Consider the following 15,570-nt stretch of genomic DNA (forward strand, 5'->3'; position numbering starts at 1 on the left):
CCGGGACAAGACGAAGCATGAAACGGAAAAGGCGGAGATGAAGAAGTGCCTTCTTGCATTTCCTGCGACATGTGGCTATAATGGACACGATGGGTGATATTGGCCGATTGAGACCGTGCCGCATTTGCGATTGCTGCCCGGCATACAGATGGACGCCGTGTACGGACCGTTGGAATGGCGGGCTTGGGCGTCTGCGTATCCGGAAAGCGGGAACGACCCGCATGGAGGGACTGTGAATATCCTGCTTGTTTATCCGGAATATCCGGTGACGTACTGGGGGTTTCAATATGCGCTGCGGTTTGTGGCCAAAAAAGCGGCATTTCCGCCGCTTGGCCTGCTGACGGTGGCCGCTATGATACCCGACGAAACCTACCACAAAAAATTAGTCGATATGAATGTGCAGCGCCTGCGTGACGCGGATTTGCGCTGGGCGGATCTGGTGCTTATCAGCGCCATGGTGGTACAGCGCACGTCGGTCAAAGAGGTTATTGCCCGTTGCAAACGGCTGGGTGTTAAGACGGCGGCAGGCGGCCCGTTGTTCACGGCGGAAAAAGATGATTATGACGACGTCGATTATCTGATTTTAGGTGAAGGCGAAATCACCATGCCGATGTTTCTGGCGGATTGGGAGGCGGGTCATGCCAAACACCTGTATCTGCCGGACCGGTTTCCCGAACTGTCGGAAACTCCGGTGCCGCAGTGGAACCTCATCCACGTGAAGAAATACGCGTCGATGAACATCCAGTATTCCCGCGGGTGTCCGTTTGACTGCGAATTCTGTGACATCACGTCCCTGTATGGCAGGACTCCGCGCACCAAAAACGCGGAGCAGGTCGTGGCGGAAATGCAGGCACTCTATGAGACCGGGTGGAGCAACGGGGTGTTTTTTGTTGACGACAATTTCATTGGAAACAAGAAGAAATTGAAAGAAGAGATCCTGCCCGCCATCACCGAGTGGATGGATGCACATGGCCGCCCGTTTCAGTTCATTACCGAAACGTCCATCAACATCGTGGATGACGAGCAGTTGATGAACGACATGGTGCGCGCGGGTTTCCATCAGGTATTCATCGGTATTGAGACGCCGGACGAGGCAAGCTTAGCGGAATGCCATAAGAACCAGAACAAAAACCGTGATCTGCTCGCCTGCATTCGGAAGATCCAGCGCTTTGGACTGGAAGTGCAGGCAGGGTTTATCGTCGGTTTCGACAGTGATACCAGTACCATTTTTGACCGCATGGTCAAGTTCATTCAGGCAAGCGGCATCACCACGGCAATGGTGGGGCTGCTGAACGCGCCGAAAGGCACCAAGCTGTACCAGCGGCTGGTGCGCGAGGGGCGGATGACCGAACATTTTTCGGGCAGCAATACCGACTTTTCCTTGAATTTTGTTCCCAAGATGGATAAAAATATGCTGGTGCAAGGGTACCAGAAAATCATTTCCACCATTTATTCGCCGAAATATTATTATGCCCGTGTCAAGGATTTTCTGACCGGATATGCGCCGGGTGGAAAATCCAGCGAAAAAATCTGCTCGGCCAATGTGCGCGCGTTCCTCCGCTCGGTGGTCCGTCTCGGCATTTTCGGGAAAGAGCGCCGGTATTACTGGAACCTTCTGTTCTGGGCGCTGCGCGAGCGGCCGGAGATGTTTCCGTCTGCAGTGCGGCTTTCCATTTATGGGTTTCACTTCCGCAAGGTCTTTCAGCTGTCGCTTGCCAAGCCGCAGATGCAGATTTCCTGATGCATGGCACCAAATAAATCCCCTGGCAGTTCTGTTCAGAAACGCCAGGGGATTTGAGTTTATCGACGGTGTATCACGCCGTCTACCAGGCCGTAGGCCCGAGATTCTTCGGCGGTCATATAATGGTCGCGGTTGGTGTCGGCTTTTATGGTCTGCTGTGTATCTTTGTGATACCAGAAATACGCCGCCGTTGCTTTAGAAAAATCGTGCAATACACGTATCTGCCTGCCGATGCAGTCGTTCAATCACGTTAGGCTGCGTTTTGCAGGGAATCATGTAAATGGGCGGCGTTTGTTGTGGCGGCCGCGGTTTCGTGGTATAATAAGCAGCATGGATTGCGGTCCGGAGAAGAAAAGAGTGGAAAATATGAGGCGGGATGGAATGGAAGTGCAGCAGGATATGCGGCTGGCCGTGCTGATTGACGCGGAAAATGTGCCCTACAGCAATGTGACCGGCATGCTCGAGGAAATCACGCGATATGGCACTCCTACCGTCAAGCGCATCTATGGCGACTGGACGACGCAGAATATGTCCGGCTGGAAAAACGTGCTGGTACCCAACGCTATCGTGCCGGTGCAGCAGTATTGCTACACTTCCGGAAAAAATTCAAGCGATTCCGCCATGATTATCGACGCGATGGATATCCTTTATGCGGGCAAGATCGACGGGTTCTGCCTGGTTTCCAGCGACAGTGACTTCACGCGGCTGGCCACCCGCCTGCGCGAGTCCGGCAAAAAAGTCTATGGATTCGGCGAAAAAAAGACGCCCGACGCGTTTATCGCCGCCTGTGACAAATTCATTTATCTGGAGATCATTGCCTCCGCTGAGCAGGATACGGATACCACGGGCACGCCGGGCGACAACGCCCCCAAGCGCCGTGAGATTTCGAAGGTGGACCGGCAGGTCATCCAGCTCATTGCCAACTCCGTCTCCGATCTGGCCAACGAGGACGGCTGGGCGTTTCTTGGTGAGGTGGGCAGTCTCATCCTCAAGAAAAAGCCTGATTTTGACTCCCGTAACTACGGGTTTTCTAAGCTTTCACTGTTGGTGGAGTCCACCAAACGATTCGAGTTGGATATCCGCGAGCGCGGGCACAAAGGGCACAACGTCTATATCCGCAACCGCGAAAAAAGCAAAGGCGGCAACTGATCGCCGGCCCGGCAACGCGTAGACATACCCAAATCCCCCGCACGCAGGAACATTTCCTGCGTGCGGGGGATTTTAGGTTTCCAATACGGTCCGCTACGGCTTGCTGTTTCAGAGAAGCCTACAGGTACGGCTTGTTGGCCATGGGGGTGGAGGTATGGCCCTGAAGTTTTGGGCGGACCAGGCCGGTGTCGCGGTAAAGTGTCATACAAGCATCATCGTTCATTGAAAAACGGGTTGTCCCGTATATTTTATATGTGCTATAAGAACAGGGGCCTTTATGTCGTTTGATTTTTTACGATATATATTTTATGGTATAATAGAAAAGCTTGGGTAAAATGGCGTTAAGCGGAGAGGACGAAGATGCGTGCAAGGACCGATACTGCTCGGCACAGTGTTTTTGGCAGCCGGAGGCGCTGCGCTTGCCTGTGCATTGTTTACCGTCCAGGGCAACTATAAACCCAAGATCAATCGGGAATTTTTGGCGGAGGCCGGTTCGCTGGTGATCTGGAACTTTGGCCGGGCGCTGTTTGGTGCCGGAGCGGATGTGGGTGTTCGCTCCATAGGCGCACACTTTTCCGCTGTTGGCTATACGTTGAGCTTTTTCTTTTTGCTGCGCTGCCTGCTGCTTTTGACGGGCAGGCAGGATCTTTTTCATAAATCGTATATCCGCGTGCTGCTGTATCTGCCGTTTTTGGTACTGCTGTGCGGATTTGTGGCGTTGCCGCTTTTCCACCCGAGTGGCATAACGTGGTTCTATTCTCGGTGGGGTTGGATCGAGATCTCCAAGCCGGGCCTATGGGACTTTTTTTTCTGTGGCTATTACGGTGTGTTCCTGGCTGTTTCCGGCCGGCTGTTGCTGCGATGGGTCCGAAGCTCCTCTGTGATGCGCAGGCGCGCCGGGTGGCTGATGGGTTCTTTTATTTTTGCGGCGGTGGGTGGCATGACGGATATCCTGCTTCCGCTTTTGCAGGTGCCTTGCCCGCGCATGGCGGCTGTGTGTTGGGTCCTTCCGGTGCTTGTGACGGGACATTCCGTCAGGCGGTTCCATCTGACACAAGACCTGGAAGACGGCGGCATGATCCTGACTGACAAGGCCCGGCATGTGATCTACCGCCTTTTTGCATGTTATCTGATTTCAGGCGGATTGGTGAACGCGCTGCTTCAAAAGATCTTTTGTATAGAAAAAGAGATCGCTCTGGCCTATTTGTTCAGCGCTGTTTTGGTTTTGATCGGTATGATCCTGCTGTTTCTCGGCGGATTCCGCAAAACCCGTATCCCGCAGGAATTTCTGCTTGCGGTTATGGCGGCTTTGCTCATTCCGGTCATTCTACTGTGCTTTTATGCGGATGGGGGCATCACGGTCTGGGCGTTCGTTTTTCCGCTGATAGTCATCGGCCTGCTGTTCAACAAGCGGGTTCTGTTGGTTACAGCGGTCGTCTGCGCGTCTCAGGCGCAGTTGTTTCTGTGGGGCATATGCCCGCATGCAGGCGCAACGGTGAATATGACCGATTATATTACCCGGGTCATCCTCATCGTTGCCACTTCGTCCGTCTGTCTGTCTGCCAACGGAATCTATTTGAACCGCCTCAGGGAAAATGCCATGCATTCCGCCGGGCAGCTGCTGGTGTCGGAGATCTCGCGCAGCTTCCTGGCTGCGAATGAAGAAACAATAGAAGAAAAAATCAGGGACATGCTCCGGAAGACCGGTGCGTTCATCCAGTGTGACCAAGCATATATCGCGCTGTTGAACAAAGCCGACCGGCAGGCTCGCTTTTCCTGTGAATGGCTGGCTGAGGGCGCCGCCCCCGCGCGCAAACAGCTGGATGAAAACATACAGAAACTCTGCCGGGTGATGCAGACGCCGTCCAACAACGGGCATCCGGTCATATTTCTCGATCTGGAAGATATCCTGCCCGAAGCGGAGTGCCTGCGGTATTCACCGGGCGGAACCGGCGCACACCGGCTCGTCTGCCTGCCGATCCAAAAGAAAGAGGAAACCGTTGGGCTGTTGCTTTTTGCGGGAGTCAATTCCGCACAGTTATGGAAAAGCTTTGTGTTTCTCTCCATAATTTCCAATATCGTAGCCGACACCGCCAACAGGCTGGACGGTATGCGGAAGATCCGGATGATGGCATACCACGATCAGCTGACCGGTCTGCCCAACCGCGTGTTGTTCAAAAAGCAACTGAAGCAGGCGATTGCGGACGCCCGCCGCGAGGAAACCATACTGGGCATTGTTTTTATCGATCTGGATTCGTTCAAAGTCATCAACGACACACTGGGGCATGAAGCGGGCGACCGGCTGCTGAAGGCGGTGGCGGGCATTTTTCTCGGGCAGGTTTGGGGCGGCGATATCGTTTGCCGCTTTGGGGGGGACGAATTTGTCTTCCTGTTTGAGCAGGTTCCCCATATCGATGTGCTACTGCGCAGGCTGGAGACGATCCTCGATGCGCTTCGCCGGCCGGTTCGGGTGGATGACCAGGAAATATGCATAATGGGCAGCGCCGGCGTGGCGGTCTTCCCGCGGGATGGAGACACGGCCGGAACGCTGATCAAAAACGCCGATATGGCGATGTACCACGCCAAAGGCATGGGGAAAAACCGGTATGCACTGTGCTCAAGCGAAATGAAAGACGAAATGGCCAGGCAGGGCGAGATGATCAATCTGCTCTACCGTGCGCAGGAAAAAGAGCAGCTGTTTTTATGCTATCAGCCGCAGGTGGACCTGAAAACGCGCCGCGTGGTGGGTGTTGAGGCGCTGATGCGGTGGGATCTGCCGGGCCAGGGCATCATCACCCCGGGCGCCTTCATTCCGCTTGCCGAGCAGACGGGACTGATCCAGCCGATCGGCGAATGGGCGCTGCTTACCGCGTGCAGGCAGGCGGCCAGGTGGCGGGAGATGGAACTGCCGCCTCTGCGGATGGCGGTGAATATTTCCGTGCAGCAGCTTGCCAGCCCGCATTTTTCGCAGCGTGTGGCGGATATTCTCCAAAAAACCGGCCTGCCGCCCCGGTATCTGGAGCTTGAAGTGACGGAGAGCGTCGCATACCGCGACATTGCGGATTTTCCCATGCGCCTGAATCAGTTGAAAAAGCTGGGTGTATCCATTTCAATAGACGATTTCGGTACGGGATATTCTTCTTTTGGCCGGATCAAGCTGCTGCCTGTCGATCGTATCAAACTGGATATCCAGTTCGTGCGCGGCATCGAAATCTCCGCATACGACCGCGCCGTGGCCGACGCCGTCATCGAAATGGCCAAAGGACTGAAGATGAAGGTGATCGCCGAGGGGATGGAGACGACGGCTCAGCTGGAGTTCCTCAGCCGGCGGATGTGTGATGAAGTGCAGGGATATTATTATTTCAAGCCGATGCCGGCGGCGAAGATTGAAAAACTGCTGCGGGAGAACTGCCCAGTGCGCCCTGCCATGCCGGAGCCGCTGAACAATGGGGTGGGGATGGAATGACAGCTGTAGATTGGATCAATGTATGTTTACTGACGGTGTGCGGCTTTGCCTTCGCGGGCGGGTTGTATGCCACCCACGGGGAGTATAGGCCGCTGCTGCACAAGCTGATGATGCTTGCCAGCGCCGCGCTGGTGCTGGGTGCGTTTGGCCTCGTCCTGCTTGCGGCGGCGCATACGGACCAGATCCGCGACAGCGGGTGCCGGCTGGTCTGCATCGGCTGGACATTGACATCCGCCGTCACGTTCCACTGTGTTTTGCTGCTCACGGGCAGGACGGTGCTGTTCCGGAACTGGCGGGGGTATGCGCTGCTCTATCTGCCCGCGGCCGTGGTTGTGGCGGCGGATACATTCCGCGCGTGCGGGATGGCGGCTGGCAGTACAAGGTTTTTGGTCGTTCCGGTGCCCATGCCTGCCGGTACGGTTTGGAGCGTGGTTTCTGCGCTCTATTCTATAAGCGTGGCGGCCATCGGGGCGGCGCTCCTGCTGCAATGGGCGCGGCATCGCACGGGTCAGGGGAAAAGTGCTTCCTTCCGGGCGTTGACAGGCACGGCCGCTGTGGCGGATGCACTGTTTGCGGGGTTCACGGTACGGAGCGCTTTCTGTAATCTGTGTGTGCCGGTGCCGACGGTTTTTTTCGGGCTCCTGCTGGTTTTGGCGCTCAGTGGCCTGACGCACCGCTGCCATGCCGTGCAGATGCGCCGAAAGGGCCATAATGATGTGATCCTGTCGCAGGCGTCCCGTTCGCATATGTATCTCTGTGTGAGCCTGGTGCTCATTGGAGAGGGCTTCCTCACGATCCTTGGCAGAAACTTTTATTACAGACAGGCGCCGGTCGTGTCCGTGGCGATGTGCAGCGCGAATCTGATTCTGCTGGGACTCATCCTAGCGGTGGTGAACCGGCTGCGTCTGAATGAATCTCTGAAAGAAATGCTGATGTCGGTCATTTTTTCGTTCGGGATACCGGCCACGGCGCTTTGGTTCGTTTATTTCCAGTGCTATGCGACGTGGGCGTACATATTCCCGGTGATGATTATCAGCATGTTGTTCAACCGGCGGATCCTGTTGGGCACGGTCATGGTGGAGTCCATTTTGACGCAGCTGCTTCTATGGGTCGCTTTTCCGCAGCTGTCGATGTGGGTCGAAGGCCCGGATTATGTGGTCCGGCTTACCGTCATGGGGCTTTCGGTCATTCTGGTGTTCTATGTCAGCCATGTGTATATCAGCCGGCTGTATAAAAACATCTACGATACGCAGGCACAGGCCCTCATGGCGGAACTGTCACAGGAATTCATTTCCGCAGAGGAATATAATCTCGACCAAAAGCTGTATGCAGCCTTGCAGCGCTGCGGCCGGTTCATCCAGTGCGATCGGGCGTTTCTCGTGCTGGTGGACGCGCGTACACGGACGTTCCGGCATTCCTGCGAATGGATGGAGGAAGGGCACCCTTCTTTGATCCATGGATTTGAAGCGATCTGGAAGGATATTCCCAAAGAAGTTCTGCGGACGTTGGAAGGCGGCATGCATGTGGAGATGGCCGATGTGCCCCGTCTGCCGCAGACGGCGGCCCGGCTTCGCACGACACTGCTGTCATGGGGCGTCCGGTCTTATGCGGTGCTGCCCATCCAGAGAAACAAGCGGCCCATCGGGGCCCTTGCTTTCAGTGCGGGGCGGCCGCTCAGAAGATGGAACCTGCGATCCGGGGCCTTTTTGGAAATTATCGCCGCCGTCCTTTCCGATGCGATTGTCAAGGTGGAACGCGAAAAAGAGGCCGGTTTCCTTGCCTATCACGATCAGCTCACCCGCCTGCCCAACCGTACTTTGTTTAAGAAAAAGCTCGACCGGGCCATCCGGCTGGCCGGCCAGGTGGGCGAGATGGTCGGCATCGTTTTTCTGGATCTGGATTCCTTCAAGGCGGTGAACGATACCATGGGGCACGATCTGGGCGACCGGCTGCTTTCCAAGGTTGCCCGGCAGATTCAGAATGCGGTGCGGGAGGTCGATACGGTTTCCCGGTTTGGTGGAGACGAGTTCGTGCTGCTGCTCGATCACATCTCCGACGTGCAGGACGTATTGCAGATGGCGGAAAACATCCTGAACGACATACAGCAACCTGTGGCGGTGAACCAGCAGGAGCTCTTCGTCACGGCCAGCATGGGCATTGCCCTGTTTCCTCAGGACGGCAGGGAGCCTGAAGCGCTCATCCAGAACGCGGACGACGCGATGTATCATGCCAAAAGCATGGGTAAGAACCGGTGCGTCCTCTGTTCCCAGATGATTAAGGATCATGTCCTGAAAAAGATGGAGCTGACAAATCTGTTATATCATGCGCAGGAAAAGGGCCAGTTGGAGCTGTATTACCAGCCGCAGTTCGATATGGCTGCCCAAGCGATTGTAGGGGTTGAAGCGCTTCTGCGCTGGCGCCTGCCGGAGAAAGGCATGGTGGAACCGGCGCAGTTCATCCCGCTGGCCGAGCAGTCGGGCATGATCTATTCCATCGGCGAGTGGGTGCTTGAAACGGCATGCCAGCAAAACAAGGTCTGGCAGGACAGCGGCCTGCCCAGGATGCGTGTGATGGTCAATCTTTCCGCCAATCAGCTGACCAGCCCGAAACTGGTGCAGTGCGTCGTTCGGGTGCTGAAGAAAACCAGGCTGCCGCCGGAATATCTGGAGCTGGAGATCACGGAAACGGCTGCCAGCACCAATCTGCCGCTGGTTCTGGATACATTGAGGCGGCTGAAGGCTATGGGCGTTTCCCTTGCCATTGACGATTTTGGTAGCGCGCAGTCCTTGCTGAGCCGGCTGAAGATGCTGCCCGTCGACCGCATTAAGATCGATGCGCAGTTTGTGCAGGGAATCGAAAAAAGTGATAAAGATCAAACGGTGCTGAAAGCGATGGTCCGGCTGATCCGGAGCCTGGGCCTGCGGGTGGTGGCGGAAGGTGTGGAGACTCCGCGGCAGTTTGACTTCCTTGCCGGGGTTATGTGCGATGAGGTGCAGGTTTTTTTCTGCTGCCGCCCAATGGAAGCGGCGGCCATACAAGCCGTCCTGTCCGAATATGCAGGGCTGCGGTGAGTCTCGCTCCCCCGCCTGCCACGCCCCTTGTAAAACCGGGCAAAACCGTGTATGATGGAAACGGCGGCATCGCTTGCGAGCCGCACACGGCGATTTCTTTCCCCGCTTGCAAAATCGGCTTTGATCCGTTGCGACAAAGACTTCCATACGCTGTTTTTGATGAGATGTCTTTTCCATCTGCAACAGAACGTGCCCCGGTTTTGCGGGTTGCGGGCGGATGGAGAAGGCTTTTTTGTTTGCCGGGGCAACCTATGGGCGGGAATGATACGGAACCGCGAAAGGAAGTGGACCGGATTGAGCAGAACCGTTACCACGCAATCGTTTTTGGATGCCAAACAAAACCGGCGAAAAATCGCCATGCTGACGGCCTACGATTATGCAATGGCCAAAATCGTGGACGGCAGCGGCATCGACGCCGTTCTGGTCGGAGATTCACTCGGAATGGTCGTGCAGGGGCACGATTCCACGCTGGAAGTCACGATGGACGATATGGCGTACCATTGCGCGTGTGTGGCCAGAGGGCTGCAGCACGCTCTGCTGGTCTGCGACATGCCGTTTCTGTCCTGCCATGTCGGCTTGGAGGAAGCGGTGCGCAACGCCGGTCGGCTGGTGCAGCAGAGCAAGGCGGATGCTGTAAAGCTGGAGGGCGGAATCGGCATGGCCGATACCGTAAAGGCGATCGTGCGCGCGCAGATTCCGGTGATGGGGCACATCGGCTTGACGCCGCAGTCCGTCCGGCTGATAGGCGGGTATAAAGTGCAGGGAAAAGACGAGGCGAAGGCCAGAGGACTGATTGAGGATGCCCTTGCTCTGGAGGACGCGGGCGTTTTCAGCATTGTGCTGGAGGCCGTGCCGGAAGGACTGGCAAAGATCATCACAGAGAAAGTTTCGGTGCCCACCATCGGCATTGGCGCCGGCCGGTATTGCGACGGGCAGGTGCTGGTCGTTCACGACCTGCTGGGCATGTACGATGCGTTTGTTCCCAAATTCGTGAAGCAATATGCACATCTGGGCGGCCTGATCGCAGAGGCCGTCTCCGCCTATGCGCGGGATGTCCGGGAAGGGCGGTTCCCGGAGCAAAAGCACACGTTTTCAGCCGGTGAATCGTTTCTGGAAAAGCTGTATTGACGTGAAAAATAAGGAGGGGCTGGTATGAGCCTGATTGGGACGGCCCGGGAATGGGACGCCTTTTGCACGCGCCACAATCGGAAAAACGAGACGCTGGGGTTCGTCCCCACGCTGGGGTGCCTGCACGAAGGTCATCTTTCTCTGATCCGGAAAGCGAAGGAACAGAATGATCTGGTGGCGGTCAGTGTGTTTGTGAACCCCACGCAGTTTGGACCGGGCGAAGATTATGAGGCTTATCCGCGGGATATCGAGCGCGACCACCGCCTGGCCACGGAGGCAGGCGCGGACGTTGTGTTCCATCCCGCTGCGGAGGAGATCTATCCGCGGGGGGCGTCCACGGAGGTGGAGGTGAAAGGCCCGCTGACCCAAAAGCTCTGCGGGGCGTCACGGCCCATCCATTTCAAAGGGGTGGCCACGGTGGTCAGCATTCTGTTTCATATCATCGGGCCGGACCGTGCGTATTTCGGACAGAAAGACGCCCAGCAGGTCGCCGTTCTCAAAAAGATGGTCCGTGATCTGCATATCCCGGTGGAGCTTGTGGTCTGCCCTATCGTGCGCGAGGCGGATGGTCTTGCCAAAAGTTCCCGTAACCGGTATCTGAGTCCCGCGGAGCGTCAGCAGGCCGCCGCACTCTACCGCGGGCTGCAACAGGCGCGCGGGTATCTGGCATCCGTGGCCGGCGGGTGCGCCGATGCCGCTTGGCTGAAAGAAATGATCCGCGCCGAGATCCAGGCGCAGCCGCTGGCAGAGGTGGAGTACGTGGAGATTCTGGACAGCGACACGCTGGATGATATCCATACGGTCGGACCGGAAAAGAATGCGCTGGCGGCCGTCGCCGTCCGGTTTGGCAAGACTCGTCTGATCGATAACATGATCCTGACGCCGGAGATCGGCAGATAGAGAGGAGAAAAGCAGATGCCGGAGATGAAAAAGAAGCGGAACAGCATTTTCTGGGTGGCGCAGGCGGGGCTGCTCATCGCGCTGCTGGTCGTTGTGCAGTTGCTGACGTTTTTGATGCCGAAATCCGTGCCGCTGATCGGGCAATTGTTCACCGGCACATTGGTAAACCTGGTGCTTATCGTGGGGGCGGGATCGGTTGGGTTTGCCGGCACGGCGGCTGCGGCAGTGCTGTCGCCTGTGCTGGCGTTTGCGTTTGGTCAAATGGTTTTTCCGCCGATGATCCCGGTCGTGGCCATCGGCAATCTGGTGATCGTTGCCGTCACCTGGGCGGTTTTTGTGCATGAGACCCGCCGGCCCCCAAAAAACAGTTCGGTGTTCCGCATGGCCGGCATTGTCTGCGGTGCGGCGGCAAAGACGGCCTTTTTATGGCTGGCTACCGTTTTGCTGGTTGTTCCGGTGCTTTTTGGCGGTAAACCGGCGGTCGCGCAGGTCCTGTCGCTCATGTTTTCCTGGCCGCAGCTCGTCACGGCAATGGTCGGCGGTGCTTTGGCGCTGGTAGTTCTGCGGTTCATACAGGGGTATCAGGAATAAGCACCAGCCCAACCGGCCACGATCCGTTGCGGCACGTTTTCCGGGCTGTTCGGGGCGAATGCATGTCGCCGTTCGTTTTCCTGTGCCATACACTGTATCAAGGAGCGCGTCTTCATATGGAAACAGAAAGCATGGTACAGGATTTTTTCGGCTTTTTCGCATACCGATCGGGAAAGGCGCAAAGCAGTCGATGTGATCGGCGGTGCGGGAGGCCGGAAAGAAGGAGAACGCATGATGGATCCGTGCAGACTGCCGATGCAAACAGCGGCGATGGCCAATTCCCTTTACCATTCCCTGCAAGGTCAATATTTTGTAGGGTATGCGGACAATATGTTTTTTGAAAAAGATAAAAACGCGTGGGCGGCGCTCGTCAACCCCAACAACTCGGGGATCAACCTATTTGTAAACGTATGGACGGTGTCGGACCTTTATGAACCTCCGATCCGGCTTCAGTTCTGGATCAATTCCACATTGCCCGGCGACCCCATCGAATCCAGACTGGTGGCTCCGTCCAACACGGCGCTGTATCCTTTGCCCACCCCCCGCGTCCGTTTGCTGCAGGCATCCAACGTGATCGGTTTCCCGGCAGGCGGCATCAAGGGCTTTGTCAGAAGGACCGTGCCGGGCGAAACGGTGGCGGAGGAAGAAGACGGCAAATTTATTGTTCCTCTGTGAGTTTTCGGGAAGAATGCAAAAAAGGCTGAGTTGATGAAAAAAACCGGAAAAATGCGAAAAACGGCGTAGATAAGCCAAAAAATCGTGAAAATGAGCCGTGAAAAAATAAAAAATTTGCAAATAGTGCGAAAACGGAAACGGGGCGTTTCGGCACGAGACTAAGAGGGCACATGGTGCTCTGCCGCTTTTAAAAAATGAGCTTTTAAAACCTTTTAAAAATTAAAAGAAAGCCTGTAAAACCGCTTTATCGCTGGTTTTACAGGCTTTTTACGATTGCGCCGGCGTGAGAAAAGAGACTGTGTAAAAATTGCATATTTTACAAAATTCACCCGGAACTCGCGGAACTGTTTTTTTATTGTCGCGGAACTGGTTCCGCGACACCTGCGGAAATCTAAATTGCTTATTGCAAAATAAACTATAGCAGCCCTTTCTGCCGGTAAATCTGAATGGCCGTTTCCAACAGATGTTCGGTACAATTGCAGTACTCCGCAATCTCCCAATATTCGCGGCAACCGTCTTTTAGAGCTTTCCGAATGGACGCAACCGGAAGCAATTCTTTCACCATCCAAATATTGGCCTGATGCTCCATTTTGCCACGATTATTGGCGCAATAGGGTGAATCATAATATGTACCCGTAAAGAAATGACCGAGTTCATGTGCCATCGATTCGGCGGCTTCCTGAGATGAGAAAATTCCAGAAGAACTCAGACAAATAGCAGGGTCCATGTCTTTTAAATCCGCAATCATGGACTGGATGTTCTCAAGAGATAATTCATAAACAGAAATTCCATTATCGGCTGCTTTTTGAAGAAAATATTCAAGGGGCGTCACCGCTCTCCCCTTCTTTCTTTTTCGCGTCTGGCCTCTGCGACTTCAAGAAGTTGATGAATTTCAAAACGTCCTTTTTTTCGCCCATGGTGAGGTCGCCGATTGCGTCCCGATCCAGCGAGGAAAGGGCGTATTTTATGCCTGTAATCTGGCTGTCAATTTCGGCCTCTTCAGGGTCACGCGCCGGAGGGGCTTTCGGGGTGTCTTCTCCCGAAAGAAGATAGTCCACTGACACCTTAAAGTAATCGGCGATTTTAAGTAGTTTATCTGCGGATGGCATAGCACTTCGTTTCTCCATATCGTAAATTAAACTCTTTGATATTTTGCAGTCTATAAGTAGCTTGTTTACGGAGATCCCCGTATTTTTAGCCAATAGTTTGATCCTTTTGGCACAATCTGATGCTTTCGACATGTTAAATCCCCTATGTTATTCAGAAATATCCGTAAAACTCATTGACTTACGGATATTTCCGTAATATACTTTACTCATGCAACCATCATAAAGCAAGTGTATCACGCGGGGACATAACATGCAACCGCGTTGCAACCACAAAGGAGGCGCAACATGCAAATTGCGAAGACCCGGGCGCGTGGCACGCCGACGAAGCCCGTTACCGTGCGGTACGAGCTGGGGGTATACGATTCCATCAAAAAATATGCGGATGAGAACAGCATGTCCATCGCGCTGGCGACGGAAAGCCTGGTCATCAAGGGCCTGAAGCGGGCCAGCCGTCAAGCATCGTAATCATCGGGAGGGAGATATGGACAAACAAGAAGAACAGGCCGTGATCGGGCGGGTGATCGCGCACCTGAATGAAAAAACGGGCGCGCATTACCGGGCAGATGCAGCGGCGAACAAGCGCCATGTTCTGGCACGGCTGGCAGACGGTTTTAGCGAGCAGGATTTGCTGGACGTGATCGACGGCATGTCGGCCACATGGGCGGATTCCGACTTTGCGCGCTATCTGCGGCCGGAAACACTTTTCCGCTCACAAGGAAAAACCGAAAGCTATTTGCAAGAAGCGCGCCGCAGGCAAAAGAAAAAAGCCGCTCCGGCGGCATCGCCCGGGCGGTTTCGGAGCGCGGACGATTTGCTGGAGGGCTGATATGGAACAGGCAATGAAGACTGGGCTGGAAAGCTGGTTTCAGCCGCTTCCGGACAAGCAGTGCCCTTTCTGTGGGCATATGCTGCGCCAGCTGACGCACACGGTGGCATCCGGTGAAACGTACCTGCTGGGCATTTATGAAACATGCACCTGCGCGGCGGCACAGTCGGAACAGGCGGCGGCCATGGCCGCAAAGGCCGAAGCCGAGCGGAAGCGGGTGGAGGACACCCGCGCAAGCACCGTGCATGCACTGATGGCCGCCAGCGGCATCCGGGGACGATACGCCAGCCGAACGCTGCAAACCTACGCCGTGCCGCCGGGCGATGAACGGGCTTTAAAGGTTGCTTTAAACTACGTTTTGAAATTTGAAGAGCAGCGGGAAAAAGGCATGGGGCTGTATCTTTACGGTACTTGCGGGGTGGGAAAAACACATTTGGCCTATGGCGTGGCCCACGCGCTGATTGAGCAGCTGCACAGTGTGATCTGCCGATCGGCAACGGACATTTTGCTCGAATTGCGCGGGCAGATGGACGGCACGGCAAACGGAACCGAATACGAAACCATGCTGCGGTATCTGACCTGCGACCTGCTGGTGATCGACGACCTGGGCAAACAGCAGGTGACCGACTGGAGCATGGCGCAACTATCCACCATCTTTGACGGCCGCTGTCAGGACATGTTGCCCGTGATTGTGACCACCAACTATAGCGACGCCGAGCTGATCGAACGCCTGGCGCTGCGGAGCGACAAAAAAACGGCGGCATCTATCGTCAGCCGCCTGCACGAAATGACTTATGACGTGCCGATGAGCGGGCAGGACTACCGCTCACGGTGAGAAGCCGAAACGGGGCTGCGGCCCCGTCCGCTGGGGATGGCCTCCCCGCGCTGATGATGGCAGGCCAACCGAAAAGAGG

14 protein-coding genes and 1 other RNA gene are annotated in these 15,570 nt (G+C 55.6%); 12 read left to right on the forward strand and 3 right to left on the reverse strand.

Going from position 1 to position 15,570, the window contains the following annotated elements; translation table 11 throughout:
- The first annotated feature begins 232 nt into the window (after positions 1 to 232).
- Complete coding sequence (locus tag ETHHA_RS00320; protein WP_013484033.1) at positions 233 to 1,741, forward strand: B12-binding domain-containing radical SAM protein; 1,509 nt, start codon at positions 233 to 235, stop codon at positions 1,739 to 1,741.
- Between the two features lie 59 nt (positions 1,742 to 1,800).
- Here the strand turns inward: ETHHA_RS00320 and ETHHA_RS14855 are convergent, their stop codons facing one another.
- Positions 1,801 to 1,986 carry an ATP-dependent Clp protease proteolytic subunit gene (locus tag ETHHA_RS14855; protein WP_083803541.1) on the reverse strand — a complete coding sequence of 62 codons (186 nt, stop codon included), beginning with the start codon at positions 1,984 to 1,986 and terminating at the stop codon, positions 1,801 to 1,803.
- 136 nt (positions 1,987 to 2,122) lie between these two features.
- On the opposite strand from ETHHA_RS14855, the gene ETHHA_RS00325 reads away from it, so the two are divergent.
- The 7 genes from ETHHA_RS00325 to ETHHA_RS00355 all read left to right on the forward strand — a co-directional run bounded on the left by ETHHA_RS00325 (position 2,123) and on the right by ETHHA_RS00355 (position 12,721).
- Positions 2,123 to 2,890 (forward strand): NYN domain-containing protein, encoded by a 768-nt coding sequence (locus ETHHA_RS00325; protein WP_013484034.1) that lies wholly within the window; start codon positions 2,123 to 2,125, stop codon positions 2,888 to 2,890.
- A gap of 364 nt (positions 2,891 to 3,254) precedes the next feature.
- A complete protein-coding gene (locus tag ETHHA_RS00330; protein ID WP_013484035.1) occupies positions 3,255 to 6,356 on the forward strand; it encodes a sensor domain-containing phosphodiesterase in 3,102 nt (1,033 codons plus the stop codon).
- Positions 6,353 to 9,427, forward strand: a complete 3,075-nt coding sequence (locus tag ETHHA_RS00335; protein ID WP_013484036.1) for a putative bifunctional diguanylate cyclase/phosphodiesterase — start codon at positions 6,353 to 6,355, stop codon at positions 9,425 to 9,427. Before ETHHA_RS00330 ends, ETHHA_RS00335 begins: the two co-directional genes overlap by 4 nt.
- Positions 9,428 to 9,721: 294 nt before the next feature.
- The gene (gene panB / locus ETHHA_RS00340) at positions 9,722 to 10,555 is read left to right on the forward strand and encodes a 3-methyl-2-oxobutanoate hydroxymethyltransferase (protein WP_013484037.1); all 834 of its coding nucleotides are present in this window, start codon (positions 9,722 to 9,724) and stop codon (positions 10,553 to 10,555) included.
- A gap of 24 nt (positions 10,556 to 10,579) precedes the next feature.
- The gene (gene panC / locus ETHHA_RS00345) at positions 10,580 to 11,455 is read left to right on the forward strand and encodes a pantoate--beta-alanine ligase (RefSeq protein ID WP_013484038.1); all 876 of its coding nucleotides are present in this window, start codon (positions 10,580 to 10,582) and stop codon (positions 11,453 to 11,455) included.
- Positions 11,456 to 11,470: 15 nt separating this feature from the next.
- Positions 11,471 to 12,046, forward strand: a complete 576-nt coding sequence (locus tag ETHHA_RS00350; RefSeq protein WP_013484039.1) for a hypothetical protein — start codon at positions 11,471 to 11,473, stop codon at positions 12,044 to 12,046.
- Between the two features lie 231 nt (positions 12,047 to 12,277).
- Complete coding sequence (locus ETHHA_RS00355) at positions 12,278 to 12,721, forward strand: DUF6143 family protein (RefSeq protein WP_083803543.1); 444 nt, start codon at positions 12,278 to 12,280, stop codon at positions 12,719 to 12,721.
- A 415-nt stretch (positions 12,722 to 13,136) separates the two neighbouring features.
- On the opposite strand, the gene ETHHA_RS14185 is transcribed toward ETHHA_RS00355, so the two are convergent.
- Both ETHHA_RS14185 and ETHHA_RS14860 read right to left on the reverse strand, forming a co-directional pair.
- Positions 13,137 to 13,553 carry an ImmA/IrrE family metallo-endopeptidase gene (locus ETHHA_RS14185; protein WP_013484041.1) on the reverse strand — a complete coding sequence of 139 codons (417 nt, stop codon included), beginning with the start codon at positions 13,551 to 13,553 and terminating at the stop codon, positions 13,137 to 13,139.
- Entirely contained in the window at positions 13,540 to 13,962 is a 423-nt protein-coding gene (locus ETHHA_RS14860; protein ID WP_013484042.1) for a helix-turn-helix domain-containing protein, read from the reverse strand. Before ETHHA_RS14860 ends, ETHHA_RS14185 begins: the two co-directional genes overlap by 14 nt.
- 153 nt (positions 13,963 to 14,115) lie before the next feature.
- Here ETHHA_RS14860 and ETHHA_RS00370 point away from each other — a divergent pair, with 153 nt between their 5' ends.
- From ETHHA_RS00370 to ETHHA_RS14865, 4 genes are all read left to right on the forward strand, one after another.
- Positions 14,116 to 14,295, forward strand: a complete 180-nt coding sequence (locus ETHHA_RS00370) for a hypothetical protein (RefSeq protein WP_013484043.1) — start codon at positions 14,116 to 14,118, stop codon at positions 14,293 to 14,295.
- A gap of 16 nt (positions 14,296 to 14,311) precedes the next feature.
- Complete coding sequence (locus tag ETHHA_RS00375) at positions 14,312 to 14,656, forward strand: conserved phage C-terminal domain-containing protein (RefSeq protein WP_013484044.1); 345 nt, start codon at positions 14,312 to 14,314, stop codon at positions 14,654 to 14,656.
- A 1-nt stretch (position 14,657) separates the two neighbouring features.
- Positions 14,658 to 15,491, forward strand: coding sequence for an ATP-binding protein (locus ETHHA_RS00380; RefSeq protein WP_013484045.1), 834 nt, complete (start codon positions 14,658 to 14,660; stop codon positions 15,489 to 15,491).
- A gap of 2 nt (positions 15,492 to 15,493) precedes the next feature.
- Positions 15,494 to 15,560, forward strand: an RNA gene (locus tag ETHHA_RS14865) — hammerhead ribozyme type II.
- Positions 15,561 to 15,570 lie beyond the last annotated feature (10 nt).

This window comes from Ethanoligenens harbinense YUAN-3, assembly GCF_000178115.2.
GTDB lineage: Bacteria > Bacillota > Clostridia > Oscillospirales > Ethanoligenentaceae > Ethanoligenens > Ethanoligenens harbinense.

Coding starts and splice junctions, on each gene's coding strand:
- ETHHA_RS00325 (WP_013484034.1), top strand. CDS start 2,123: ATGGAAGTGCAGCAGGATATGCGGCTGGCCGTGCTGATTGACGCGGAA.
- ETHHA_RS00335 (WP_013484036.1), top strand. CDS start 6,353: ATGACAGCTGTAGATTGGATCAATGTATGTTTACTGACGGTGTGCGGC.
- panC (WP_013484038.1), top strand. CDS start 10,580: ATGAGCCTGATTGGGACGGCCCGGGAATGGGACGCCTTTTGCACGCGC.
- ETHHA_RS00350 (WP_013484039.1), top strand. CDS start 11,471: ATGCCGGAGATGAAAAAGAAGCGGAACAGCATTTTCTGGGTGGCGCAG.
- ETHHA_RS00355 (WP_083803543.1), top strand. CDS start 12,278: ATGATGGATCCGTGCAGACTGCCGATGCAAACAGCGGCGATGGCCAAT.
- ETHHA_RS14860 (WP_013484042.1), bottom strand. CDS start 13,962: ATGTCGAAAGCATCAGATTGTGCCAAAAGGATCAAACTATTGGCTAAA.
- ETHHA_RS00370 (WP_013484043.1), top strand. CDS start 14,116: ATGCAAATTGCGAAGACCCGGGCGCGTGGCACGCCGACGAAGCCCGTT.
- ETHHA_RS00375 (WP_013484044.1), top strand. CDS start 14,312: ATGGACAAACAAGAAGAACAGGCCGTGATCGGGCGGGTGATCGCGCAC.
- ETHHA_RS00380 (WP_013484045.1), top strand. CDS start 14,658: ATGGAACAGGCAATGAAGACTGGGCTGGAAAGCTGGTTTCAGCCGCTT.